21 protein-coding genes are annotated in these 23,734 nt (G+C 71.9%); 8 read left to right on the top strand and 13 right to left on the bottom strand.

Features of this window, described 5'->3' with window-relative positions; all coding sequences use genetic code 11:
* Window positions 1-93 precede the first annotated feature (93 nt).
* A complete protein-coding gene (locus tag H0487_RS11165) occupies window positions 94-1,425 on the top strand; it encodes a hypothetical protein (protein ID WP_183094309.1) in 1,332 nt (443 codons plus the stop codon).
* Window positions 1,426-1,467: 42 nt separating this feature from the next.
* Here H0487_RS11165 and H0487_RS11160 read toward each other — a convergent pair whose 3' ends face one another.
* Entirely contained in the window at window positions 1,468-3,093 is a 1,626-nt protein-coding gene (locus tag H0487_RS11160; RefSeq protein ID WP_220793310.1) for a TIGR03767 family metallophosphoesterase, read from the bottom strand.
* A gap of 200 nt (window positions 3,094-3,293) precedes the next feature.
* Here H0487_RS11160 and H0487_RS11155 point away from each other — a divergent pair, with 200 nt between their 5' ends.
* Complete coding sequence (locus H0487_RS11155; RefSeq protein ID WP_183094307.1) at window positions 3,294-4,481, top strand: glycosyltransferase family 4 protein; 1,188 nt, start codon at window positions 3,294-3,296, stop codon at window positions 4,479-4,481.
* Window positions 4,482-4,500: 19 nt separating this feature from the next.
* On the opposite strand, the gene H0487_RS11150 is transcribed toward H0487_RS11155, so the two are convergent.
* Entirely contained in the window at window positions 4,501-5,379 is an 879-nt protein-coding gene (locus tag H0487_RS11150; protein ID WP_183094306.1) for an LOG family protein, read from the bottom strand.
* On the bottom strand, window positions 5,376-6,074 hold the full coding sequence (locus H0487_RS11145; RefSeq protein ID WP_183094305.1) for a winged helix-turn-helix transcriptional regulator: 699 nt from the start codon (window positions 6,072-6,074) through the stop codon (window positions 5,376-5,378). The genes H0487_RS11150 and H0487_RS11145 overlap by 4 nt, the downstream gene beginning before the upstream one ends.
* 104 nt (window positions 6,075-6,178) lie before the next feature.
* Between H0487_RS11145 and H0487_RS11140 the strand changes: the two genes are divergently transcribed.
* Window positions 6,179-7,339: an acyl-CoA dehydrogenase family protein gene (locus tag H0487_RS11140; RefSeq protein WP_183094304.1), complete on the top strand. Its 1,161-nt coding sequence runs from the start codon at window positions 6,179-6,181 to the stop codon at window positions 7,337-7,339.
* Here H0487_RS11140 and H0487_RS11135 read toward each other — a convergent pair.
* Window positions 7,336-8,211: a serine protein kinase RIO gene (locus H0487_RS11135; RefSeq protein WP_183094303.1), complete on the bottom strand. Its 876-nt coding sequence runs from the start codon at window positions 8,209-8,211 to the stop codon at window positions 7,336-7,338. The two genes, H0487_RS11140 and H0487_RS11135, sit on opposite strands and share 4 nt — an antisense overlap.
* A 186-nt stretch (window positions 8,212-8,397) precedes the next feature.
* Between H0487_RS11135 and H0487_RS11130 the strand changes: the two genes are divergently transcribed.
* From H0487_RS11130 to H0487_RS11115, 4 genes are read left to right on the top strand one after another with little or no spacing between them, the layout of a single operon-like run.
* Complete coding sequence (locus H0487_RS11130; RefSeq protein ID WP_183094302.1) at window positions 8,398-9,804, top strand: M1 family metallopeptidase; 1,407 nt, start codon at window positions 8,398-8,400, stop codon at window positions 9,802-9,804.
* A gap of 22 nt (window positions 9,805-9,826) precedes the next feature.
* Window positions 9,827-10,324 (top strand): MarR family winged helix-turn-helix transcriptional regulator, encoded by a 498-nt coding sequence (locus tag H0487_RS11125; RefSeq protein WP_183094321.1) that lies wholly within the window; start codon window positions 9,827-9,829, stop codon window positions 10,322-10,324.
* Window positions 10,325-10,347: 23 nt separating this feature from the next.
* Window positions 10,348-11,313, top strand: a complete 966-nt coding sequence (locus H0487_RS11120) for a co-chaperone YbbN (protein ID WP_183094301.1) — start codon at window positions 10,348-10,350, stop codon at window positions 11,311-11,313.
* A 17-nt stretch (window positions 11,314-11,330) separates the two neighbouring features.
* Window positions 11,331-12,107: an EI24 domain-containing protein gene (locus tag H0487_RS11115; protein WP_220793309.1), complete on the top strand. Its 777-nt coding sequence runs from the start codon at window positions 11,331-11,333 to the stop codon at window positions 12,105-12,107.
* Here the strand turns inward: H0487_RS11115 and H0487_RS11110 are convergent.
* Window positions 12,087-12,983: a LysR family transcriptional regulator gene (locus tag H0487_RS11110; protein WP_183094300.1), complete on the bottom strand. Its 897-nt coding sequence runs from the start codon at window positions 12,981-12,983 to the stop codon at window positions 12,087-12,089. The genes H0487_RS11115 and H0487_RS11110 overlap by 21 nt on opposite strands.
* A 13-nt stretch (window positions 12,984-12,996) precedes the next feature.
* Between H0487_RS11110 and H0487_RS11105 the strand changes: the two genes are divergently transcribed.
* Window positions 12,997-13,947 (top strand): EamA family transporter, encoded by a 951-nt coding sequence (locus H0487_RS11105; RefSeq protein ID WP_246383382.1) that lies wholly within the window; start codon window positions 12,997-12,999, stop codon window positions 13,945-13,947.
* 8 nt (window positions 13,948-13,955) lie between these two features.
* On the opposite strand, the gene H0487_RS11100 is transcribed toward H0487_RS11105, so the two are convergent.
* The 8 genes from H0487_RS11100 to H0487_RS11070 form a co-directional block, all read right to left on the bottom strand.
* Window positions 13,956-14,435, bottom strand: a complete 480-nt coding sequence (locus H0487_RS11100; RefSeq protein WP_183094299.1) for a hypothetical protein — start codon at window positions 14,433-14,435, stop codon at window positions 13,956-13,958.
* A 110-nt stretch (window positions 14,436-14,545) separates the two neighbouring features.
* Window positions 14,546-15,316 (bottom strand): NUDIX domain-containing protein, encoded by a 771-nt coding sequence (locus H0487_RS24280; protein ID WP_183094298.1) that lies wholly within the window; start codon window positions 15,314-15,316, stop codon window positions 14,546-14,548.
* A gap of 33 nt (window positions 15,317-15,349) precedes the next feature.
* Window positions 15,350-17,236 (bottom strand): 1,4-alpha-glucan branching protein GlgB, encoded by a 1,887-nt coding sequence (gene glgB / locus H0487_RS11090; RefSeq protein ID WP_220793313.1) that lies wholly within the window; start codon window positions 17,234-17,236, stop codon window positions 15,350-15,352.
* A 29-nt stretch (window positions 17,237-17,265) separates the two neighbouring features.
* Complete coding sequence (locus H0487_RS22900) at window positions 17,266-18,651, bottom strand: maltokinase N-terminal cap-like domain-containing protein (RefSeq protein WP_220793308.1); 1,386 nt, start codon at window positions 18,649-18,651, stop codon at window positions 17,266-17,268.
* A gap of 4 nt (window positions 18,652-18,655) precedes the next feature.
* On the bottom strand, window positions 18,656-20,371 hold the full coding sequence (gene treS, locus H0487_RS11085; RefSeq protein WP_183094296.1) for a maltose alpha-D-glucosyltransferase: 1,716 nt from the start codon (window positions 20,369-20,371) through the stop codon (window positions 18,656-18,658).
* The gene (locus H0487_RS11080) at window positions 20,368-22,353 is read right to left on the bottom strand and encodes an alpha-1,4-glucan--maltose-1-phosphate maltosyltransferase (RefSeq protein ID WP_183094295.1); all 1,986 of its coding nucleotides are present in this window, start codon (window positions 22,351-22,353) and stop codon (window positions 20,368-20,370) included. The genes treS and H0487_RS11080 overlap by 4 nt, the downstream gene beginning before the upstream one ends.
* 82 nt (window positions 22,354-22,435) lie before the next feature.
* Window positions 22,436-22,699 (bottom strand): hypothetical protein, encoded by a 264-nt coding sequence (locus tag H0487_RS11075; RefSeq protein WP_183094294.1) that lies wholly within the window; start codon window positions 22,697-22,699, stop codon window positions 22,436-22,438.
* Between the two features lie 124 nt (window positions 22,700-22,823).
* On the bottom strand, window positions 22,824-23,734 hold a 911-nt coding region (locus H0487_RS11070; RefSeq protein ID WP_183094293.1), incomplete at its 5' end, for a molybdopterin molybdotransferase MoeA.

Below are 23,734 nucleotides of genomic sequence, written 5' to 3'. Positions count from 1 at the left end.
GTACGAATCGATCCTCTCGGCGGTCCCGAGTTGTTAAGGTCGGCTTGACTGTGTAAGGCGGGTGTCCGGGGCCCTTGGTGGAAGAGGTCCCCTGTGCCCCTCCGACGTCCCGGACGACGAGTTCGACGACTGCTGGCCGCGGCCGGAACGGCCGTCGCGACGATCGTGGTGCTGCTCCCGCAGCCGGCGCACGCGGACTTCAGCCCGGCCCGCTACCTCACCCCGGACGGGGTCGACTCGCGCAGCCCGCGGGTGGCGATCAACGCGCGGGGCGACGTGCTCGTGGCGTGGTGGTACTACGACGGCGCGGACTACCGCACCCGGGCGTCATTCCGCCCGGGCGACGGCTCCGCGCCGCGCACGGTGGTGATCTCGCCGGTCGGGTACGACAGCTATCCCAACGACGTGGCGCTCACCGAGGACGGCGTCGGCTACGTGGTGATGGAGTCGGCAGAGTCCTTCAGCAGTCCTGCCATCGTGGCCCGGACCGTGACGGCGACCGCGCTGGGACCGCTGCGGACCGTAGCCCCTGCCTCGGCCTCCACCAACCACGGCCACGTCGAGCTCGACGCCACCGGCAAGGCGCGGCTGCTGTGGACCCAGTCCGGGGACGACCAGATCGCCACGCGCACGATGACCAAGACCTCGGTCCTCGGCACGACGGTGGCCGTCACCCCGGTCACCAACCTCCACCTGGACTCCTTCGCCTCGCCGATCCCGCACGCCACGGCTGCCAACGGCCAGACCGTGGTGGCGTGGCGGATCCACCACAACGGCGAGCTGTCCATCCAGGCCCGGATGATCAGGCCGGACGGGTCGCTCGGTCCGATCCGGACCATGTCGCCGGCCACCGGCCCGGCGCGCGAGGCCAACGTCTGCATCGACGCCGACGGCGACGCGGTCGTCACCTGGGAGCAGTGGGACGAGGCGGCCGGCAATTACCGCGTGTTCGCGGGAACCCTGTCCAAGGCCTCGGTCAGGGGGACCCCGGTGCTGGTCTCGGCGACGAGCGAGCTCGACATCGACGAGGCCAACGTCGTGACCGACGGCAGCGGCGGCGGGGTCGTGGTCTACGAGACATTCGTGTCGGTCAACCGGCTGCGGGCCCGCCGGTTCCGGGCAGACGGCACCCTCGGGACCGCGTTCTGGCTGACCCCGACCACCTACAACGCGAGCTTCCCGTTCCTTGCGACGACCGGACCCGGGCAGTACACGGTCGTGTGGACGTCGAACCCCGACGGCATCCGGATCCAGGGGCGGAGCTTCACCCTCGACGGTGCTCTCGGCCGGTTGCAGAGCCTGTCACCGTACAAGCGGATCGTCGCCGCGCACACCGCCGCCGGAGCGCCGGGCCGCGCGGTCGCCGCGTGGGTCGTGGAGCCACCGGAGAGCAGCTATCGGGTCCAGATAGCGACCAGCCCCTGACCCAGGGGGTCAGGGGCTGGAGGCGGGTGCCGGGCGGGCGGCTCAGGCCAGCGGGTTGTCGATCAGTAGCTCGACGTTGCGATCCTGCGGGGTCCCCGTGGAGGACGCCAGGTTGTTCTGCGGGTCGTTGACGGAGAGCTCGCGGCTGAGGCTCGCGAGAGCCAACGTGCTGCTGAGGTCGGTGCCGCGGTTGGGCGGGCCGGCGTGGTCGAGGATCGTCGTGATGATCGACCAGGTGCCGTCCTTGTTGTCGAGGACCTCGATGATCCGAGCCTGCTGGGGGTAGTCGATGTGGGAGGCCGTGTTGATCTCCCAGAACCCGCCGGTGCCGGCCGCGTTCTTGTGGGCCTTGATCGAGTTGTTGTGCGTGTGGCCGTTGACCCACGCGATGACGTGCGCCTGCGTCAACAGGTAGGTCACGACGTCGCCGCCGAGGACGCGGGGGAGGCCCGTGTCGCCGCCGGTGAGGATCAGCGGGTTCGACATCGTCGAGCTCGTGTGGTGGCTGTAGACGATGACCGCCTTGCCCGCAGCGGCCTCGATGGTCGCCTTGAGCCAGGCGAACTGGTCGGGGTCGAGCGAGCCGTCGGCGTAGCCGTTGGGGTTGACCGAGTCCATGACGACGTGCCGGAAGTCGCCCTTGTCGAAGTAGTAGTACGCCGTGCCGTCGGTCCGGTTGGTGTCGGTGAAGCCGTGGCCGACGGGGGCACCGGTCGTCGTGAAGTGCTCCTCGACGACCTCCTTGCGGGTCACGCTGCGCCGCTTCGGGTCGGGCGTCACCGGGCGGATGTACGGCGACACGACGAGGTCGTCGACCAGCCGGAGCGGGTCGAGGTCGGTCAGCGCGTCCTGCACGTCGACGTCGCTGACGCCGGCGGGCGGCGAGATGATCTTGAGCGGCCCGACGGCGAGCGTGGAGAGCTGGAGGGTGTGCGGGAAGTTGCCCTGCACGAGACCGTCGTGGTTGCCGAAGACGGAGTACCACTCGATGTCGAGCCCGGGGGCCGTGAACGGCCGGCGCGCCGCGTTGAGCAGGCCGGGGACCGTCGGGAAGCCGTGCTCGGCCTTGTACTTGTCGGCCTTCTTGCCCGCCGGGACCGGGTCCGGGTGCCAGTAGTGACGGTCGTAGTAGAGGACGTTGTTGTCGGCCACGCCCTCGTAGGCGGCGGTGCTGCCGCTGTCGGGCCGGATGACGCCGCCGGAGAGCACATCGATGTTCCAGCGGATCTCGTTGTACTGGCAGTTGTCGGAGTTGTCGCCCGTCTCGATGGCGAACGCCAACGGCAGGCCGCTGACCGGGCCCTTCTTCTGGGCGTTGACGGCCTGCACCATCGCGTCGGCGACCTGGGCGGACAGCATCTCCTGGGGACGGTACGACGAGGAGAACAGGCCGGGCGTCTCGAACCGGTCCACCCACTCCACGCGTGCCGGCGACTGGTCGTCGACGATGTGGATGTCGCTGAACTGGACGAACGCCTGGAGCCCCCGGCGCCGGATGGTGCGGCCCGCCTGGGCGGTGACGCCGAGGTCGGTGCGCACCTGGCGGACCTCGCCGGCGGCGGCGACGATCTTGGAGTAGCCCAGGGCATTGGGTGGACCCGGCTTGAGGGTCCGGTTCAGGGTCGTGCGCGCGGTGACGGCGGCACGGGCCAGGGAGGGGAGTGCCACGGCGCCGGCGCCTGCGGCGGCGACACCTCCAGCGATGGCACCAGCACGGAATAGGTCGCGACGTGACAACTTCACGGCAGATGTAACGAGCGGAGGGTGACCGAGGTCACGCTGGTCCAGACCTCCTGTTCATCGGCAGGTCACGCCGGGCTCGTGTCGGCCTTCCCGGTCGTTGGTCGCTCCTTCCTAGCGTCGGCGCCATGGTCGACACCACGGTTCTGAGCCTCCGGCCCGCTTCGTCGCCCGCTTCGTCGCCCGCAGGCGACCGGCTGCGCGTCCTCGTCGTCTCCGAGTCCTTCCTCCCGCAGATCAACGGAGTGACCAATTCTGTGCGCCGGGTGCTCGAGCACCTCGCTGCCGAGGGCCACGAGGCCGAGCTGGTCGCACCGACCGGTCCGGACCTCTACGCCGGCTTCCGGGTGACCCGCGCCCGCGGAGCGAACCTGCCCTTCTACAAGGACTTCCGGATCGGCCTGGAGACGCGGCGCCGGCTCCGCGCCGTGATGCTCCGGTTCCGCCCCGACGTCGTCCACATCGCCTCGCCGGCCACCCTCGGCTACCAGGCCGCCCGGGCGGCGGGCGAGCTCGGCATCCCGACGGTCGCGATCTACCAGACCGACCTCGTCGGCTTCGCCGAGCGGTACGACGTCCCGGGCGGCGCCCGCGCGGCGGCGGCCCTGACCCGCAAGATCCACGTCCAGGTGGACCGCACCCTCGCGCCGTCGACGGCCAGCCTGGCACAGCTCCTCGAGCTCGGGATCCCCGGCCTCGAGCGGTGGGGTCGCGGCGTCGACCTGCACGCGTTCCACCCGAAGCACCGCGACGAGGGGCTGCGCCGTGAGCTGTCCCCGGAGGGCCGGATGATCGTCGGCTACGTCGGTCGGCTCGCCGCCGAGAAGGAGCTCGAGCTCCTGACCCACCTCGCCGACGACCCGCGGCTCCAGCTCGTGCTCGTGGGCACCGGGCCCGAGGAGCAGCGGCTGCGTGGCCTGCTGCCGGACGCCCGGTTCCTCGGGCTGCTGCACGGGCAGGACCTGAGCCGTGCCTATGCCGCCCTCGACGTGTTCGTCCACACCGGGCGCCACGAGACGTTCTGCCAGTCGGCGCAGGAGGCGCTCGCCTCCGCCGTACCGGTCGTCGCGCCCGCTCGCGGCGGTCCGGTCGACGTCGTCTGCGACGGCGTGACGGGACTGCTCTACGAGCCCGGGGACGGAGCCGCGATGGCCGCGGCCGTGGACCGGCTGGTCAGCGACCGCGCGACCCGCGACCGGATCCGGGCGGCGGCGATCCGCAGCGTGCAGGAGCGCTCGTGGCAGGCGATCAACGAGCAGCTCCTCGGCCACTACCGCGCCGTCATCACCCGGCGGGTGGAGCTGCTCGCCTCCTGACCGCGCGAGGAGCTCGTCGTCACACGTCGAGGAGTGCGGCGGCCTCGTCGACGGTCTCGACCAGGTGGACGTGGGGCTCCATGGGGCGGCCCTGCGCGAGGGCCCGCAGCAGCGGCCAGGCGGGCAGGACCTCGGTCCAGTAGCGTCGGCCGACGAGCACCATCGGCGCGACGTCGTCCGGATCGGCGTAGTAGTTCTCGCAGGCGTCCTGGAAGACCTCCTGCACGGTGCCCCCGGCGCCGGGGAGGAAGACGATCCCGGCGTCGCAGACCTGGAGCAGGATCGCCTCGCGCTGGGCGTTGCGGAAGTACTTCGCGATCGCGGTGGCGAACAGGTTCGGCGGCTCGTGACCGTAGTGCCAGGTCGGCACGCCCAGGGTGGGGCTCGGCTCGGGCCCGAGGGCCTGCGCGCGGCGGGCGCTGGCCGCCCAGTCGTCGACGGAGGGGCGGAAGCCCGGCACCGTGGCCACGGCGGTCACCGCGGCCTCCAGCACCGCGTCGTCGGCGTGGGCGAGCGACGCGCCGAGGTTGGCCGCCTCCATCGCCCCCGGGCCGCCGCCGGTCGCCACCGTGTGGCGGCTGCCGAGGACCCGCCCCAGTCGGGCCGCGTCGAGGTAGTCCTGGCTGCCGCGGGCTGCCGCGTGGCCGCCCATCACGCCCACCAGGTGCCGGCCCTCGCACCACCGGCCGAGCGCCTGGTCGATGCCCTCGTCGTGGAGCGCGCGGCTGAGGAGCGCCTCGGGGGAGCGCTCCGCGAGCGCCCAGGCGTAGGCGCGGGCGTCGAGCGAGGCGGCGTACGGCGTGGCGTCGTAGAGCTCGTCGGCGGTGTAGAGGCCGTCGCGGCCGGGGTCGGCGGGGCAGGACGCGTGCAGCGAGACCCGGTCGGGGACCCGCCTCATCCGGCAGCGGCGCGGTCGGCGCGCTCGCGGGTGACCTCGGCCCAGGGGCTCCACAGGAACCAGCGCGGCAGCGCGCGGGTGAGCCGGGGCGGTCCGAGCACCTCGATCCGGTCCTCGGCGACGGCCTCCTGCCAGGTCCGGTAGCCCTGGAACACGTCGGCGAATTCGGCGGTCGTCGCCGTGGCGACCACGTCGACCTCGAAGCCGGGGTGCTGGTGGCAGACCGACACGTCGCCCCGGTCGAGGACGAACCAGATGGTCTGGGGCTCAGGGGCCGTGTGCCGGAACTCCACCACGGTGCGGGCCGGCGGCAGCGCCTCGGGGTTGACCCGGCGTCGCATCCACCACATCAGCGTCGTCGGCGGCACGTCGTGCGGCCGGAGGTCGTCGAAGAGCCACTCGATCGCCCAGCGCCCGAGCACGTCGATGACCCGGCTGAGGTCCTGGCCGGCGGCGGTCAGGTGGTACTCGCTGCCGCGGCCGGTGGGCGAGGGCCAGGTCTCGACGACGGCCTTCTTCTCCAGGTGGCGCAGGCGCTGGACCAGCAAGGAGCGCGACATCCCCGGCATCGCTCGGGCGATGTCGTTGAAGCGCGTGTTGCCGAGCACCAGCTCGCGGATGATGAGAGGCGTCCAGCGGTCCGCGACCACCTCGGCTGCCATCTGCACCGGGCAGTAGTCCCCGTAGTCAGGCATGACGGCATGATCGCACCTTCAGTCCGGCCTTGGTCGTGAATCTGGACCCCCCAGGTCGCGATCTTGGACTAGTTGCGCGGCCCCGGCCGATCGACAGTGGACCCATGACCACTGCGACCGCTCCTTCGCCCACCTCCTCCGCCGTCCCGGCCGCCGGCCTCGCTGCTCGCGCGGCCGAGCTCGGGCCCGTCCTCGCCGCCCACGCCGCTCGGCACGACGTCGAGGGCTCCTTCGTCGCCGAGGCGTACGACGCGCTGCGCGACGCGGGCCTGCTCAAGGCCGCCGTCCCCGTCGAGCTGGGCGGTGACGGCGCGACCGTCCGCGAGCTCACGGCGATCCAGCGCGAGCTCGGCCGCCACTGCGGCTCGACCGCGCTGGCCAGCTCGATGCACCAGCACGTCGTCGCGTTCACCGCGTGGCGCTACCGCCGGGGGCTCCCCGGGGCGGAGGCCACGCTGCGCCGGGTGGCGGAGGAGGGCATCCTGCTCGTCTCCACCGGTGGCGGCGACTACACCCACCCGCGTGGCGAGGCCGTGAAGGTCGACGGCGGCTACCGGGTGTCCGGGCACAAGCGGTTCGCCAGCCAGTCCGGCCACGCGACGGTGATGTCGACGATGTTCGTGCTCGACGACCCCGAGCAGGGTCAGCGGGTGCTCAACGTCGCGGTCCCGATCGCGGCCGACGGCGTCACCGTGGCCGACAACTGGGACACCCTCGGCATGCGCGGCACGGCCAGCAACGACATCGTCATCGACGATGTCTTCGTCCCCGACGAGCGGGTCCTGGCCAACCGGCCCTACGGCGTGGTCGACGCGCCGCTCCAGGTGATCTCCCAGGTCGCGTTCCCCATCGTCTGCGGCGCCTACCTCGGCATCGCCGAGGCGGCCTACGAGGCAGCGGTCGCTGCCGCGGCACCCAAGGCCGACAGCCCGCTCGTCCAGCGCCAGGTCGGCCGGATGCGGCACCGCCTCCAGGTGGCCGGCTGGTCCCTCGACGCCGCGCTCGCCGCGGTCGGCGACGACACGACGCCGAGCCACGAGACCTACCTGGCCGTGATGACGGCCAAGGCCGAGATCGCCGAGGCGGGCCTCGAGGTCTGCGACCTGGCGATGGACGTCGCCGGCGGGCCGGGGTTCTTCAAGGGCTCGGTGATCGAGCGGGCCTACCGCGACTTCCGGGCCGTGAAGTTCCACCCGCTCACCCCCGAGGCGACGCTCGTGGAGAACGGCCGGCACGCGCTCGGCCGCCCGGGCATCCTCGCCTAGAACGCGTGCGCCATCAGGTCGCTGAACAGCTCCTGCGGGTCGACCTCGAGCCCGCGCCGGACGAACCACTCGCAGACGTTGGTGCAGTCGCGCAGCAGGAAGTCGAACCCGGCGGCGTTGCCGACCAGGTCGACGACCTGCGGGAGGTCGATGATGACCAGCCGGTCACCCGCCGCCAGGATGTTGTACGGCGACAGGTCGCCGTGCACGAGCCCGGCCTGGACCAGGGTGCCGAGGGCGTCCCGGAGCTGGTCGAAGTACGACGCCAGCAGCGCGGCGTCGGGCCGGGTCTGGGCCAGCCGCGGGGCGGTCTCGCCGTCGACGGTGACCCACTCCATGAGGAGCTCGGTGCCGTCGATCTGGACCGGGTAGGGGACCGGCAGCCCGAGCCCCCAGCAGCGGACCAGCGCCGACCACTCCGAGACCGCCCACTCGCCGGCGGCGACCTCGCGGCCGAAGGTGCTCTTGCGCTTGAGCGCGCGCTCGTCGCGGGAGCGCTTCATGCTGCGGCCCTCGGTGTAGGAGGCCGAGCGGTGGAACGAGCGGTGCTCGGGCGAGCGGTAGCGCTTGGCCGCCATCACCACGGACTGCGTGGGGTCGTGGGGATCGGCGCGCTCCAGCAGGAAGACGTCGGCCTCCTTGCCGGTCTTGAGGATGCCGAGGTCGGTGTCGATCGCGCCCTGCGAGGTCACGACCCAGTCGGGGCGCGGCTCGGGGCCGCGGCTGAGCGGCTCGACGTCGAGCCAGGTCGACCAGCGCTGACCGTCGCCGAGGTCGTCGTACGCGACGAAGTCGAAGACGAACTGCGGGTCGAGCGCGGGGTCGGCGTCAGCCGGCTGAGCGGGAGGGAAGGAGGGGTGCTCCAGAAACATGGTGGTGGGTGCTCCGGTGAGAGAAGGTGTGGTCTGCGGACAGGCCAAGGACAGTCATGGACATGTCACGCTCCTCTCGGACGGCACCCGCGCACCCGCGCAGGTCGAGCCTCCATGGTCGTGGGTGCTGGGGCAGGGGTGCAACGCATTTTCGGGGCGTGTGGGGCGCCGGGTTAGGTTGGTCGCGTGCCGCGTCTCTCCCGGGTCCTGTCCCTGTTCTCGATCGGCCTGGTCGGCGCCGTGGCGACGGGCTCGATCGCCGTCTCCGCGCCCGCGGTGGCACCGCAGGTGCCGGACCCGTACTACCCGATGGACGGCAACGTCGGCTACGACGTGCAGCACTACGACATCCACGACACCTACCGGTTCGGCGACGGTCACCTGTCGGGGACCACGACCGTCACACTGGTGCCGTCGGTCCGGCTGACGTCGTTCAACCTCGACCTGCTGCTCGCGGTCGACAGCGTGCTCGTCGACGGCGTCGAGGCGGAGTTCGACAAGCCCAACAAGCACGAGCTGACCGTCACGCCTCCGGGTGCGCTGCCGGCCGGCACCCCCGTCGAGGTGACGGTGGCCTACCAGGGCGTCCCCGCGGACCTCGACTGGAACGGTGAGAGCAACTGGCTCGCCGACGACCGCGAGGTCGTCCTCATGAACGAGCCGCACATGGCGGCCTGGTGGTTCCCGAGCAACGACCACCCCAGCGACAAGGCCACCTACGACATCCGGGTGACGACCGCCGCCGGCCGCGAGGTCATCAGCAACGGCGTGCGGGTCGGCCGGACCGTCGACGGCGACCAGGCCACGACCCACTGGCGGATGGCCCAGCCGATGACGACGTACCTCGCGTTCTTCGCCGCCGGCGACTTCGCGATCGAGTCCGGCCGGGCCCACGGGATCCGCTACTACAACGCGGTGTCCGAGCAGCTCGGCGCGAGCGAGACGAAGTCCAACCTCGACCTGATGCGCCAGTCGGCCCGGATCACCGCCTGGCTCCAAGACGAGCTCGGCGACTACCCGTTCGCCACGACCGGCGGCGTCGTGACCGGCCTCGACGTCGGGTTCGCCCTCGAGAACCAGTCGCGGCCGACGTACCCGGCCAACATGCCGCTCACGATCGTCGTCCACGAGATCGCGCACCAGTGGTTCGGCGACTCGGTGTCGGTGGCGCGCTGGCGCGACATCTGGATCAACGAGGGCTTCGCGAGCTACATGGAGTGGCGCTGGCGCGAGGTCCAGGGCGGCGCTACCACCAACCGCACCCTCCGCGACTACTACAGCTACTACAAGGACGTCCGGGGCTTCTGGCGTCTCAACATCGCCAACCCCGGCCCGGCGCTGCACAACCTCTTCAACACCGCGGTCTACGACCGGGGCGCGATGACGCTGGCCGCGCTGCGCAACAAGATCGGCCGCGCCGACTTCCGGCGCCTGCTGCGCCGCTGGGTCGACGTCAACCGGGCCGACAACGCGACGTCCGAGCAATTCGAGGCGATGGCCGAGACGGTCTCCGGCAAGGAGCTCGACCGCTTCTTCCAGGTGTGGCTGCGCGCCGACGGCGTGCCGCCGAACAAGGACCGCTTCGGGCTCTGACCCGCGCTAGGGTTCAGCCTTGATGCTGCCCTTCGACCCCATCGACGAAGCCGCCCACCAGTGGGAGCGGCGCTGGGGTGCAGTGTCGGCGATGCACGCCGTCACCTCCCTGATGCGCGTGCAACAGCTGGTGCTGGCGCGTCTCGACAGCCTCCTCAAGCCGCACGGGCTGAGCTTCGCCCGCTACGAGGCGCTGGTCCTGCTGGTCTTCTCCTCCCGCGGCTCGCTGCCGCTGGGCAAGATGGGGGAGCGGCTCCAGGTGCATCCCACGTCGGTCACCTCCATCGTGCGTCGCCTCGAGGCGAGCGGACTGATCCGCCGGCTCCCGCACCCCGACGACGGTCGCGCCGTGCTCGCCGAGATCACTCCGGCGGGCCGCGAGCTGGTCGAGCGAGCCACCGCCGACCTGGTCGAGGCGGGCTTCGCGCTCGACATGCTCGAGGGCGACCAGCACGGCACGCTGTCCGAGCTGCTGCGCCCGGTCCGGGTCGCGGCGGGGGACTACAAGCCCGACGCCTGAATCCGACTCATAGACTCTGCCGCATGACGCAGCAGCCGTTCGCCGGTCGGGGAGCGATCGACCTCTCCGCCCTCAAGCGCCCCGCGCCCCAACCGCCCGCACCCTCCGGCGGCAGCCCCGCCGGCGGCAGCCCCGCCGGTGCAGCCGGCGCCTACGCGGTCGCGGTCGACGACCAGAACTTCCAGAGCGTCCTCCAGTCCTCCACGACCGCGCCGGTCGTGCTCGTGTTCCACTCGCCGTCCCAGGCGCCCGAGAGCAGCGAGATGGCGGCCGACGTGGCCGACCTCGTCGACCAGTACGACGGGCGCTTCCTCGCCGGCCTCGTCGACGTCGACGCGGTCCCGCAGATCGCCCAGGTCATCGCCCAGGCCAGCCAGCTCCCGCAGCTGCCCGTGCCGCTGCTGATGGTGTTCCTCGACGGTCGTCCCGCGATCCAGCCGATCCCCGGCATGGTGACGCGTGAGGAGCTGAGCACGCTCTTCAACCAGCTCGGCCAGCAGCTCACCGCCCAGGGCATCACCGGCCGTCACCAGCCGCTCGCCCCCGCGCTCGCCGACGGCGACGAGGACGCCGGTCCGGACCCGCGCTACGCCCCGGCCCAGGACGCGCTCGCGTCGGGTGACATCGACGCCGCGGTCGCCGAGTACCAGAAGCTCGTCGACGGCAACCCCGCCGACGCGGAGGCCACCGCCGGCCTGGCGATGGCCAAGATCCTCCAGCGGACCCAGGGCGTCGACCTCAACGCGGCGCGGGCAGCAGCGGCAGCCGCTCCCGACGATGTCGACGCGCAGATCATGGTCGCCGACCTCGACCTGCTCGGCGGCCACGTCGAGGACGCGTTCGCCCGCCTCGTCGAGCTGGTCCGTCGTACGGCGGACAAGGAGCGCGACCGCGTGCGCGAGCACCTCGTCGGGCTCTTCGCGGCCGTCGGCAACGAGGACCCGCGGGTCCTCAAGGGCCGCCAGGCCCTCGCCTCGGCACTGTTCTGAGCAGGGCGGGCAACGGGGTGGCCAGCGGGTTCGCGCACGGGGCCGGGTTCCTCGTCCGCGGTATGCGGATGTGGCGGGAACGACCCGCCCTGATGCTGCTGGGGATCGTGCCGGCGGCGCTGGTGCTCCTCGTCCTGCTCGGTCTGATCGTGACCCTGCTCGTCTACGTCGACGACCTGGTCGGCTGGGCCACCCCGTTCGCCGACGACTGGTCGGACCCTTGGCAGGGCATCCTGCGCGTGGGTCTCGGGGTCGCCCTCGTGCTGGGCTCGTTCTTCCTCTCGATGGTCACGTTCACCGGCCTGACCCTCGCCGTCGGCGATCCCTTCTACGAGAAGATCTGGAAGGAGACCGAGCGGACGCTCGGTGGCGACGTACCCGAGCGGGGCGTCGGCTGGATCCGCGGGGCGATCGACGGCCTCGGTCTCATCGCGCTCGGCGTCGCGACGACGGTCATGGTCTTCGCCATCGGCCTGGTGCCGGTCATCGGCCCGATCCTGGGTCCCGTCCTCGGCGTCGTCGTCGCCGGCCGGCTGCTCGCCGGCGAGCTGGTCTCGCGCGCGCTCGAGGCGCGCGGCATGGACCGGGCAGCTCAGAAGGCGCTCCTTGCCGGCCACCGCTCGACGATGCTCGGCTTCGGCGCCGTGGTCCAGCTCTGCTTCCTGATCCCCTTCGGCGCGGTCCTGATGATGCCCGCAGCCGTCGTCGGCTCCACCCTGCTCGCCCGCGAGGTCCTCGACGCGCAGGCGCCGGTCAGGCTCGCGAACACTGAGTTACCCCACTCGTCCGCGTAGGGCGTCGAGGACGACCTGTACGGCGGGGGAGTCGGCCATGGTCCGCCGGTGGAGGGCGTCGACCAGCCGGGTGGGGACCGGGTCGGTGAGGCCGATGGCGACGACGTCGGGGCCGAGGGGCGCGCGGCCGAGCCGCGGGACGAGCGCGACGCCGAGACCGGCGGCGACGAGCGCGAGGTGGGACTCGAACTCCATCGACACGTGGGCGATCCGGGGCGGCCGGCCGGTGCCGTCGTACATCCGGTGCAGCCACTGGCGGCAGATGGTGCCCTCCGGGGTGGCGATCCAGTCGACGTCGGCCAGGTCGTGCGGGGTGACCGTGGTCCGGTCGGCGAGCGGGTGGTCGCGGGGGACGATGAGGTCGGCCAGGTCGTCGGCCACGCGGGTCGTCGCGACGTGGTCCGGGACCGCGAACGAGACCCCTCCCCAGCGGTGGACGATGCCGACCTCGCACTGCCCGGCGGCGACGAGGTCCACGGCGTCCCACGGCTCGCGCTCGTCGAGGGTGAGCCGCAGGTCGGGGTAGGTGTCGCGCAGCCGTCGCACGACGGGCGCGACCAGGCCGCGCATCGCGGTGGAGAACGCCACCAGGCGGATCGACCCGGTCACCACGCCGGCGCGCTGCTGGAGGTCGGCCTCGAGCCGTTCCAGGTCGGCGAGCACCTGCTCGCCCACCTCGACCAGGTGGCGGCCGTGGCTGGTGAGCATGACGCCGCGGCCGACCCGCTCGAGGAGCGGTACGCCGACCTGGCGCTCGAGCCGCTTGACCTGCTGCGACACGGCGCTCGGTGTGAATCCGGTGGCCTCGGCCGCCGCGATCACCGAGCCGTGGGTGGCGACGGCGCGGAGGCCGGCGAGGGCCGCCAGGTCGATCATGCAGCGATGCTACATGGAATACGGCATCAATGTTCGCTGGTCCTTCATGGTGAAGTCGGGCGACGATGGCGGGGTGAGCCGCCGTGACTGCCACCTCGCCGCCCTGGTGGCGTCCCTGTGGGGCTTCAACTTCGTCGTCATCGAGTGGGGGATGGGCGACGTCCCGCCGCTGCTCTTCGCCGCGCTGCGCTTCCTCGTGGTGGCGGCCGCGGTCGTCGCGGTGCCGCGACCCGAGGCGCCGTGGCGGGTCGTCGCGGCCGTCGGGCTCTTCATGTCGCTCGGCCAGTTCGGCTTCCTCTACACCGCGATGGCCGCCGGCATGCCCGCCGGACTGGCCGGGCTGGTGCTCCAGGCCCAGGTGGTCCTGACGATCGTGCTGGCCGCCGGGGTGCTGCGCGAGCGGCCGACCCGGGCCCAGGCCCTGGGGGTGGGCCTCGGCACCGTGGGCCTGCTCGTCGTCGGTCTCGGTCGGGGCGGGCACGTGCCGCTCGTGGCGCTCGCCCTGTGCCTGCTGGCCGCGCTCTCGTGGGCGATCGGCAACGTCGTCTCGCGCGCCTCCGGCGTGAAGGGCGGGCTGCCGCTGACCGTCTGGTCCGCCGTCGTCGTCCCCGCGCCGCTCGCGCTCCTGTCCGTCGGGATCGACGGCCCGTCGACCTTCGGCGAGGCCGTCGACGGACTCGGGTGGGAGGCGCTCGTCTCCACCGCCTACACCGCAGGTCTCGCGTCGCTGGTCGGCTACGCGATCTTCAACGGCCTGCTCTCGCGCAACCCGTCAGCCGCCGTGGTGCCGTGGATCCTGCTCGTCCCGCCGGTGTCGATCGGCTCGGCCTGGCTGCTCCTCGACGAGCAGCCGAGCGCCGCCGAGCTCCTCGGCGGCGCGGTCCTCGTGCTGGGTGTCCTCGTCGCGCTCCGTCCGGACGTAGCGGTGCGGGACCCGGAGCCGCGGACGTCCGTTGAGCGGTGAGGGCGCGGTCAGCCAGCCGTCGCGGCAGCGCAGGCCCGGATCGCGGCGACGCTCTCCGGATCCTCGGACTCCATCCCGGACGCACCAGCCAGTACGACGCTGCCACTGACCTCGGTGTCCGTCGCGCCGGCGTCGTCGAGCACCGGTTGGGCGGCAGCGGCGTCCTCCGCGGTCGGGTAGACGAACATCCCGACGTACTCGAAGGTCCCGGTCTCGACCTGGAGCTCGACCAGCGCGCCGAACCTCGCCTCGTCCTCCGGTGCCGTCTCCAGCGTCGCCGCGGCGAGGCAGTCGGTGACCACCGCGACCGGGTCCGCGGGCACGACCGGCTCCTCCGTGGTGGGCTCCGTGGTGGGCTCCGTCGTGGGCTCCGTCGTGGGCTCCGTGGAGGCCGGCGAGGTCGTCGGTTCCTCGGCGCCGTCGTCGGAGGAGCACGCCGCGAAGGTGAATGCGGCGGCGAGGAGCGATGTCAGGACAGCAGTGCGCACGGGCGGAGCCTAGAGGGTGATCGTTTCGCGCGTGAAACGGGTCGTCGGCGCCTCGCAAGTGGCGCCCGGTGGTGGCGCTAGGTGGTGGCGCGGGGCGATGCGGATCGGTGTCAGCGACCCGACTCGGTGTAGGCGGGTCCGCCGCCGAGGTTGGCGAGGGCGGCGCGGATCCGGCGGGCGCTGAAGTCGGCGGCGCGCTCGTCGATCTCGTCGAGGGTGAGGAACTCCGCGGTGCGGATCTCCCGGGCCTGCGGCACGATCCGCTCGACGATCGAGGCGTCGTGGGCGCCGCCGTCGAAGACCAGGCACAGGGCGTCGTCCCAGCCGCCCCACGGGGGTAGCCAGTCGGTGAGCACGAGCGGGCCGGCCGGGATCTCGAGCCCGAGCTCCTCCTCGACCTCGCGGGCGACCGCGACCTGGGGCGACTCGCCCACCTCGACGACCCCGCCCGGCAGGTCCCAGTCGGTCTTGTAGGTCAGCTGGCAGAGCAGCACCCGAGGCTCGGGGGACGTGTCCCGGATGAGCATCTGGCTGATCGCGCGCTTGCGGGGCAGGAAGGAGTTGAGCAGCGCGCGGAACCCGCCCGGCTCGTGCACCTCGACGTCGTCGGCCAGCCGCGCGAAGACGACGAGGTCGCCGCCGATCCGCCGCTGGACGCCCTCGCGCCGCAGCCCGGCCCAGGTCGCGATCCGCTGTCCCTGGTCGTCGCCCTCGGCCACCAGCGCCTCGACCCGGTCGTGGTCGAGGAAGGCGGCCGCCACGTCCCGTCGTACGACGTCGACGGCGGCCTGCCAGCCGCGCGCGGTCAGCTCCGGCGACCAGTGGATCCGCGCGACCCGGTCGGACACCGTCGCGAGGTGGGTGTCGGGCTGGTCGGGCACAGGCCCACCCTAGATGAGGGGGGGCAAGCCATCTCAGCCAGGAGCGCGCAGCCAGAGGGTCGCGAGCGGGGGGAGGGTGAGGACGGCGCAGGCCGGGCGACCGCCCGGCGCGCGGGACTCGAGGTCGGAGACCGGGTGGGCCGTGACGGTGCCGAGGTTGCCCGTCCCCGAACCGCCGTAGGACGCCGCGTCGGTGTTGAGGAGCTCGGACCAGGCTCCTGCCTGAGGGAGAGGCAATCGGTAGTCGGTGTGGACGCTGTTGGCGAAGTTGGAGACGCAGACCAGGTCGGGGGACCCGTCGGCGGCGTGCCGGACGAACGAGAACGCGTTGTGGCCCGCGTCGTTGGCATCGATCCACTCGAAGCCGCCGGGGTCGTTGTCCCGGGTCCACAGGGCGGGCTGCTCGACGTAGCGGTGGTTGAGGTCACGGACGAAGCCCTGCATGCCCTGGTGGCCGGGGTCGGCGAGCAGCCACCAGTCGAGCTCGCGGGACTCGGCCCACTCGGAGTCCTGCGCGAACTCCGAGCCCATGAAGAGCAGCTGCTTGCCGGGGTGGGCCCACATGTAGGCCAGGTAGGCCCGCAGGTTGGCCAGCTGCTGCCAGCGGTCGCCGGGCATCTTGCGGAGCAGGGAGCCCTTGCCGTGGACGACCTCGTCGTGGCTCAGCGGCAGCACGTAGTTCTCGGAGTAGGCGTAGACGAGGGCGAAGGTCAGCTCGCCGTGGTGGTAGGCGCGGTGCACGGGGTCGCGCTGGAGGTAGCCGAGCGAGTCGTGCATCCAGCCCATGTTCCACTTGAAGCCGAAGCCCAGGCCCCCTCCCGACGTCGCACCGGTGACGCCGGGCCACGACGTCGACTCCTCGGCGATCGTGGTGACGCCGGGGACCCGCTTGTAGACGGTGGCGTTGAGCTCCTGGAGGAACTGGACGGCCTCGAGGTTCTCGTGACCGCCGTACTTGTTGGGCACCCACTCGCCGGCTTCGCGGGCGTAGTCGAGGTAGAGCATCGAGGCCACACCGTCGACGCGCAGGCCGTCGGCGTGGAACTCCTCGAGCCAGTAGAGGGCGTTGGCGACGAGGAAGTTGCGGACCTCGGGGCGTCCGAAGTCGAAGATGTGGGAGCCCCACTCGGGGTGCCAGCCCCGGCGCGGGTCGGCGTGCTCGTAGAGGGCGGTCCCGTCGAAGCGCACGAGCGCCCACTCGTCGGTCGCGAAGTGGCCGGGCACCCAGTCGAGGATGACGCCGATGCCCGCGTTGTGGAGGGCGTCGACGAGCCGTCGGAAGCCGTCGGGGTCGCCGAACCGTGCGTCCGGGGCGAAGTACGACGTGACGTGGTAGCCCCAGGAGCCGCCGAACGGGTGCTGCATGACCGGCATCAGCTCGACGTGGGTGAACCCCAGGTCCGCGAGGTACGACGGCAGCCCGTGATCGGGGTCCGCGAGCTCGTCGTAGGTCCAGAACCGCCCGTCGGGATGGCGCTTCCAGGAGCCCAGGTGCATCTCGTAGACCGCCATCGGCTCGGCGACCGGCTGGCGGCCGCGCTCGGCCATCCACGCGTCGTCCGTCCACTCGTGGGTCGAGGTGAAGACCCGGGACCCGGTCGCCGGCGCGATCTCGGCCGCGAAGGCGAGCGGGTCGGCCTTCTGGCGCCAGATCCCGTCGGCACCGTGGACGAGGAACTGGTAGTAGGCACCGTCGCCGACGCCGGGCACGAACGTCGTCCAGACCCCGCCGGTCGGGGTCGTCCGCATCTCGTGGGCGTTGCCGTCCCAGTCGTTGAAGTCGCCCACGACCGCGACCGAGCGGGCGTTCGGCGCCCACACGGCGAACGTCGTGCCGCCGTCCTGCACGTGAGCCCCGAGCACCTCCCACAGCTGCTCGTGGCGGCCTTCGCCGATGAGGTGGAGGTCGAGATCGCCCAGGGCGGGGTCGACGGCCGGGTCGGGGCGGCTCACGAGGCACCCACCCGCTCGATCGCCGCCAAGGGGATCGGTAGCCACGACGGCCGGTTGCGGGCCTCGTAGACGCACTCGTAGACGGTCTTGTCGGCGACGTAGGCGGCCACCAGGGCTCCGTCGTCGCGGGTGAGGACGGGGTCGCCCTCGCTCGCGCCGTGGGAGACGTAGCCGCGCAGGAAGGCGGCCTTGTTGCGTGCTGCCCACTCCTCGGCCCGGCGCTCGCGCTGGGCGTCGGCGTCCGGGTCGTCCTGGGGCAGCGAGCGCGCCATCGCGTGCGGTGCGTAGTCGAAGGACCGCAACATGCCGGCGACGTCGCGCCACCGGCTGTCGGGCAGCAACCGCTCGGCCAGCGGCTTGGCCGGCTCGCCCTCGAAGTCGACGAGCTTCCAGCCCTTGATGGTGCGCAGCGTCTGGCCCAGGTGCAGGTCGCCGTGGACCCGCTGGACGTCGATCTTGCCGAGGTCGGCGAGCCGCCGGTAGCTGTCGTGGAGCCGCGGCGCGTGTGCAGCGAGCTCGGGTACGACGACGGTGGCTGCGTCGAGCCGCGCGCTCATCTGCTCCGCGACGGTCGCGGCGTCGAGCGTGCCGACGCCGAACGCGTCGCTCAGCTGCTCGTGGACCTCGGCCAGCGCGACGCCGAGGCGGGCGCTCTCGCCGGCGAAGTCCCCACCCACCTCCTCGGCGTGGAGGTCGGCCTCCGAGAACAGGTCCCGCACGCTGGAGAGGGCGAACTCCCAGCCGTCGGTCGCCGTCCGGAGGAACTGCTGCAGCATCGCGAGGTGCAGCGGGGCGCCGTCGCCCTCGGCGCCGATCCAGCCGTAGAGCGCGGCGACGTGGTCGGAGCCGCCCTCGGTCAGCGCGCGGTGCGTGGTGATGTCGGGGTTCTCGCCGGGCGTGATCTTGCGGAAGAACTTGAGGACGGAGTCCTCGCCGAAGAGGACCGAGGAGTTCGACTGCTCGCCGCTGAAGAGCGCGGGGACGGCGTCGAGGTCGAGGTCGTGGCCCGGCACCCGGACGAACGAGATCCCGTCGGCCGGGGCCTCGGTCGCGAGCGCCTCGAGGAACAGGCTGCTGCTCGCGCGGTCCTGGAGGGCGTCGTAGGCGTGCACCCACCCGTGCTCCTCGTCCTCCCACCAGCCGACGAAGGCGGCGTCGAGGCTGCTGTCCGGCTCGGGCGTGAGCAGCAGCGGGAGCTGGTAGAGCTCGGAGTCACCCTCCGCGTAGGTGACCTCGACGAGGTCGACCACCACCGGTGGCGTCGTCCGGCCCGGGACGGTGCAGAGCCGTCGGACGCCGGTCACCGCGAGGTCGCGTCCCTTCCCGCCGAACCACCGCGCTTCGGAGACGTAGGCAAGGAGAGATTCTGATCGGGACGCCATCGGGCTAGATCACCGGCCGCTCGTCGCTGTCGGGGTCGGTCAGGCGGAACCAGTAGAAGCCGTGACCGTTGAGGGTGAGCAGGTAGGGCAGCTCGCCGACCGCCGGGAACGGGACCCCGCCGACGAGCTCCACCGGCACCCGCCCCTCGAAGCGCCGCAGGTCGAGCTCGATCGGCTGCGGGAAGCGGGAGAGGTTGTTGACGCACATGATCACGTCGTCCTGGTGCTCCCGGACGTAGGAGAGCACCGTCGGGTTCGAGCCGCCCAGGTCGGTGAACGTCCCGAGCCCGAAGGCGGGGTGCTTGCGGCGGGCGTGGATCATCCGCTGCGTCCAGTGCAGGAGGGAGGAGCCGCTCTCGAGCTGTGCTTCCACATTGACGCTCTGGTACCCGTAGACGTGGTCCTGGATAACAGGCAGGTGCAGCTTGCCTGGTGTCGCCGAGGAGAACCCGGCGTTCCGGTCGGGCGTCCACTGCATCGGCGTCCGGACGCCGTCGCGGTCGCCGAGCCAGATGTTGTCGCCCATCCCGATCTCGTCGCCGTAGTAGAGGACGGGGGAGCCGGGCAGCGAGAGCAGCAGCGCCGTGAACAGCTCGATCTGGTTGGTGTCGTTGTCGAGCAGGGGAGCGAGCCGGCGCCGGATGCCGATGTTGGCCTTCATCCGGGGGTCCTTGGCGTACTCGCCCCACATGTAGTCGCGGTCCTCGTCGGTGACCATCTCGAGGGTGAGCTCGTCGTGGTTGCGCAGGAAGATGCCCCACTGGCAGCCCGCCGGGATGGACGGCGTTGCGGCCATGATCTCGGAGATGGGATAGCGCGACTCGCGCCGCACCGCCATGAAGATCCGCGGCATCACCGGGAAGTGGAACGCCATGTGGCACTCGGTGCCGATCGTGCCGCCCTCGCCGTCGTCCTCCGGACCGAAGTACTCGACCACGTCGTCGGGCCACTGGTTGGCCTCGCAGAGCAGGACCGTACCGGGGTACTTCTCGTCGACGAACCGGCGGACCTCCTTGAGCGCCTCGTGGGTCTCGGGCAGGTTCTCGCCGTTGGTGCCCGGCCGCTCGTAGAGGTAGGGCACGGCGTCGAGCCGGAAGCCGTCGAGTCCCATGGACAGCCAGAAGTCCATCGCCTCGAGCATCGCCTCGAGCACCTTCGGGTTGTCGAAGTTGAGGTCGGGCTGGTGGTGGAAGAACCGGTGCCAGTAGTACTGGCCGCGCACCGGGTCCCAGGTCCAGTTCGACGGCTCGGTGTCGACGAAGATGATCCGCGCCTCGGAGTAGAGGTCGTCGGTGTCGGACCACACGTAGAAGTCGCCGTAGGGCCCGTCGGGGTCGCTGCGTGAGGCCTGGAACCACGGGTGCTGGTCGCTCGTGTGGTTCATGACGAAGTCGATGATCACGCGGATGCCGCGCCGGTGCGCCTCGTCGAGGAAGTAGTGGAAGTCGTCGACGGTCCCGGCCTCGGGGAGGATGTCGTTGTAGTCGGCGACGTCGTAGCCGCCGTCGCGCAGCGGCGAGGTGAAGAACGGCGGCACCCAGAGGCAGTCGACGCCCAGCCAGGACAGGTAGTCGAGCTTCTCGGCGAGGCCGCGGAAGTCCCCGACCCCGTCGGCGTTGGAGTCGCGGAACGACCGGACCAGGACCTCGTAGAAGACGGCCGTGCGGAACCACTCGGGCTCGTCGTTCAGGACCACCGACGACCCACCCGCCGACGTCACGGGACCACCTTCACGGCCAGCACGTGCGCGGGTTCCGACCGCGGATCGAGCCGCACGTAGTTGTCGGCTCCCCAGTGCCAGTCGCTGCCGGTCACCTCGTCGTGGACGGTGAAGGACGAGCCCTGCGCGAGGCCGAGGGCGGCGAGGTCGAGGTGAACCAGGGTGTCCCGGGCCGCATGCGGGTCGAGGTTGATCACGACGATCACCCTGTCAGCACCGGCGGTCTTGCTGAAGCAGACGATGCCGTCGTCGTCGGTGGGATGGATCACGAGGTTGCGCAGCTGCTGGAGCGCGGGATGCTTGCGGCGCACCTCGTTGAGCAGCGTGAGGTACGGCGCCAGCGAGCGACCCTCGGCCTCGGCGGCCTCCCAGTCCCGGACCCGCACCTGGTACTTCTCCGAGTCGAGGTACTCCTCGCTCCCGGGTCGGACGGCTACGTGCTCGAAGAGCTCGTAGCCGGCGTAGACGCCCCAGCTCGGCGAGCCGGTCGCGGCCAGCGCCGCACGGATCTTGAACGCCGCCGGACCGCCGTACTGGAGGAACTCGTGGAGGATGTCGGGGGTGTTGACGAAGAAGTTCGGCCGGATCCTGTGGGCCGACTCCTCGGCCACCTCGCGGAGGTAGTCCTCGACCTCGCCCTTGGCGGTGCGCCAGGTGAAGTAGGTGTAGCTCTGGTGGAAGCCGATGGCACCGAGGGTCTGGAGCATCGGCGGCTTGGTGAACGCCTCGGAGAGGAACAGCACGTCGGGGTCGGTGGCCCGGACCTGCGCGAGCAGCCACTCCCAGAACGCGACCGGCTTCGTGTGCGGGTTGTCGACCCGGAAGATCCGGACGCCGTGGTCCATCCAGTGCCGCACGACCCGCAGCACCTCCTGGGCCAGGCCCTCGGGGTCGTTGTCGAAGTTGAGCGGGTAGATGTCCTGGTACTTCTTCGGCGGGTTCTCGGCGTAGGCGATCGTGCCGTCGGCGCGGGTGGTGAACCACTCGGGGTGCGCGGCCACCCACGGGTGGTCGGGCGCGCACTGGAGGGCGAGGTCGAGGGCGACCTCGAGCCCGAGCGACGCCGCGCGGGCGACGAACGCGTCGAAGTCGGCGAGGGTGCCGAGATCGGGGTGGACGGCGTCGTGCCCGCCGTGCCGGCTGCCGATCGCCCAGGGGGACCCCGGGTCCTCGGGGCCGGGGGTCAGGGTGTTGTTGGGTCCCTTGCGGTTGACCTCGCCGATCGGGTGGATCGGCGGCAGGTAGACGACGTCGAAGCCCATCGCGGCGACCCCCTCGAGCCGCTTCGCCGCGGTCGCGAACGTGCCGCTCACGACGGTGCCGGACGTGGGGTCCTCGTAGGCGCCCTCGGAGCGCGGGAAGAACTCGTACCAGCTGCTGAAGAGCGCGCGCGGCCGGTCGGCGTAGGCCGGGTAGGGGCCGTCGACGGTCACCAGCTCGCGCAGCGGGTGGGCGGCCAGCACCGACGTCACCTCGGGCGACTCCAGCTGGGCGAGACGAGCCTGGACGGGCCGCGCCGTGTCGGTCGCCGCCGCGACGGCGCCGCGCAGCACCTCGGCCGCTTCCTTCTCGGACCGGGCCAGGCCCGCGAGCACCCGCTCCAGGAGGATCCGGCCCTCGACGAACATGAGCTCCACGTCGACCTCGGCGCGGATCTTGATGCCGGCGTCGTGCTGCCAGGTCGCCACCGGGTCGGACCAGGCGTGGATCTCGAACGACCAGGCTCCGGGCAGGTCCGGTGTCACCCAGGCGCTGTGGCGGCTGACCGTGAAGCGGTCGACCGCCGGCACCGGCAGCAGGCGCACGGGTGGGCGCCGGGTGCCGTCGGGGGCGATGAGGACCACCTCGGCACCGAGCCGGTCGTGGCCCTCGCGGAACACGGTCGCGGAGACCGGGAAGGGTTCACCGACCGTCGCCTTCGCAGGGAGCCGACCGTTGTCGACCAGGGGCATCACGTCGATCACGGGGATGCGTCCGACCATGCCTCCACCTAACCATTGCGGCGGTGAAGCGGCGAGAGGGTGACCCGACCGTGAGCGGGTAGTGCCACCCGGTTGCGCAGGGTCAGGCGTTGGCCGTCAGCGCGTCGACGACCTTGTTCTGGATGTCCTGGGCGAGGGAGAGGAGCTCGTTGGCCGTCGCGGTGACCTGGCCGACGACGTCGCTGGGGTCAGGCACCATGTCGGCGACGTTGCCGAGCGCGGGGGCCTTGTCACGAACGACGTCCTTGACCGCACCGACGACGGTGTCCGCCGCGTCGACCGCCTTGGCGACGAGGTCCTGGCCCTTGTTCGTCAGGTTGGTCGTGAGGTCGTTGATGTCCGGCATGGTTCTCTCCCTGGCACTGCGAAGCGTGGAAGGACAAGCGCAACACCACGAGGCCCTCGGACTCAAGACGTGAGCGTGGTGCTTCCGCTCACACCGCGCCGGTCACGCGGGAGAACGGCCTCGGTCAGGACGTGAGGTCCCACACGCTCACCGGGTCACCGGCGGCCAGCGCGGTGGCGTCGGCCGGGACGTCGACCAGGCAGTCCGCCCGGGCCATCCAGCCGAGGAAACCGGAGCCGGCGGGTCCGCAGAGGGCGACCGTCCCGTGCTCGCGGTCGAGCGTGCCGCGCCGCAGCTGGCGCTTGCCCGCGGGCGAGGTGAGCGGCTCGGTCAGCGTGGCGACCTGCGTCGGACGGTACGGCCGGGGGTGGCCGAACGAGGCCCGCAGGGCCGGGCGCACGAACACCTCGAACGAGACCAGGGCGCTGACCGGGTTGCCGGGCAGGCACACGACGGGGACCTCGCCGTACCGGCCCAGGCCCTGCGGCATCCCCGGCTGCATCGCGACCTTGGCGAACTCCACGCCGCGGGGGGCGAGCGCGTCCTTGACGACCTCGTAGGCGCCGGCGCTCACTCCGCCCGACGTGAGGACCAGGTCGATACCGGCGTCCGCTCCGACGAGCTCTGCGTCGAGGGTGCGCAGGAACGTCGGCACGTCGTCGGCGACCCAGAGCCGGCGGACCGCGGTGCCGCCGGCGTCCTCGACAGCGGCGGCCAGCATGAAGCTGTTGGAGTCGCGGATCTGGCCGTCGGCCGGGACGGGGTCGTCGGTGAGCTCGGACCCGGTCGAGCAGACGAGCACCCGCGGGCGTCGTCGTACGACGACCTCGCGCGCGCCGAGCGCCGCGAGCAGGCCGACCTGGGCGGGGCCCACCACGGTGCCCGCCGGGAGCACCTCGTCCCCGCTGCGCACGTCGCTGCCGGCCGGGCGCACGAAGGTGCCGGCCGCGCGGGACGCAGAGATCGTGACGACGTCGGTCCCGGCGTCGGTGACCTCGACCTCGATCACGGCGTCGGCGCCGCGCGGGGCCGGGG

Origin of the sequence: Nocardioides stalactiti (assembly GCF_014180715.1) — a bacterium.
Lineage (GTDB): Bacteria > Actinomycetota > Actinomycetes > Propionibacteriales > Nocardioidaceae > Nocardioides > Nocardioides stalactiti.
The sequence above is the reverse complement of the archived record's forward strand: the minus strand, read 5'-3'. Positions and strand labels throughout refer to the sequence as shown.

Coding starts and splice junctions, on each gene's coding strand:
- H0487_RS11140 (WP_183094304.1), top strand. CDS start 6,179: ATGACCACTGCGACCGCTCCTTCGCCCACCTCCTCCGCCGTCCCGGCC.
- H0487_RS11105 (WP_246383382.1), top strand. CDS start 12,997: ATGGAATACGGCATCAATGTTCGCTGGTCCTTCATGGTGAAGTCGGGC.
- H0487_RS22900 (WP_220793308.1), bottom strand. CDS start 18,651: ATGGCGTCCCGATCAGAATCTCTCCTTGCCTACGTCTCCGAAGCGCGG.
- H0487_RS11110 (WP_183094300.1), bottom strand. CDS start 12,983: ATGATCGACCTGGCGGCCCTCGCCGGCCTCCGCGCCGTCGCCACCCAC.
- H0487_RS11135 (WP_183094303.1), bottom strand. CDS start 8,211: ATGTTTCTGGAGCACCCCTCCTTCCCTCCCGCTCAGCCGGCTGACGCC.
- H0487_RS11125 (WP_183094321.1), top strand. CDS start 9,827: ATGCTGCCCTTCGACCCCATCGACGAAGCCGCCCACCAGTGGGAGCGG.
- H0487_RS11120 (WP_183094301.1), top strand. CDS start 10,348: ATGACGCAGCAGCCGTTCGCCGGTCGGGGAGCGATCGACCTCTCCGCC.
- H0487_RS11150 (WP_183094306.1), bottom strand. CDS start 5,379: ATGAGGCGGGTCCCCGACCGGGTCTCGCTGCACGCGTCCTGCCCCGCC.
- H0487_RS11080 (WP_183094295.1), bottom strand. CDS start 22,353: ATGGTCGGACGCATCCCCGTGATCGACGTGATGCCCCTGGTCGACAAC.
- H0487_RS11155 (WP_183094307.1), top strand. CDS start 3,294: ATGGTCGACACCACGGTTCTGAGCCTCCGGCCCGCTTCGTCGCCCGCT.
- H0487_RS11145 (WP_183094305.1), bottom strand. CDS start 6,074: ATGCCTGACTACGGGGACTACTGCCCGGTGCAGATGGCAGCCGAGGTG.
- H0487_RS11075 (WP_183094294.1), bottom strand. CDS start 22,699: ATGCCGGACATCAACGACCTCACGACCAACCTGACGAACAAGGGCCAG.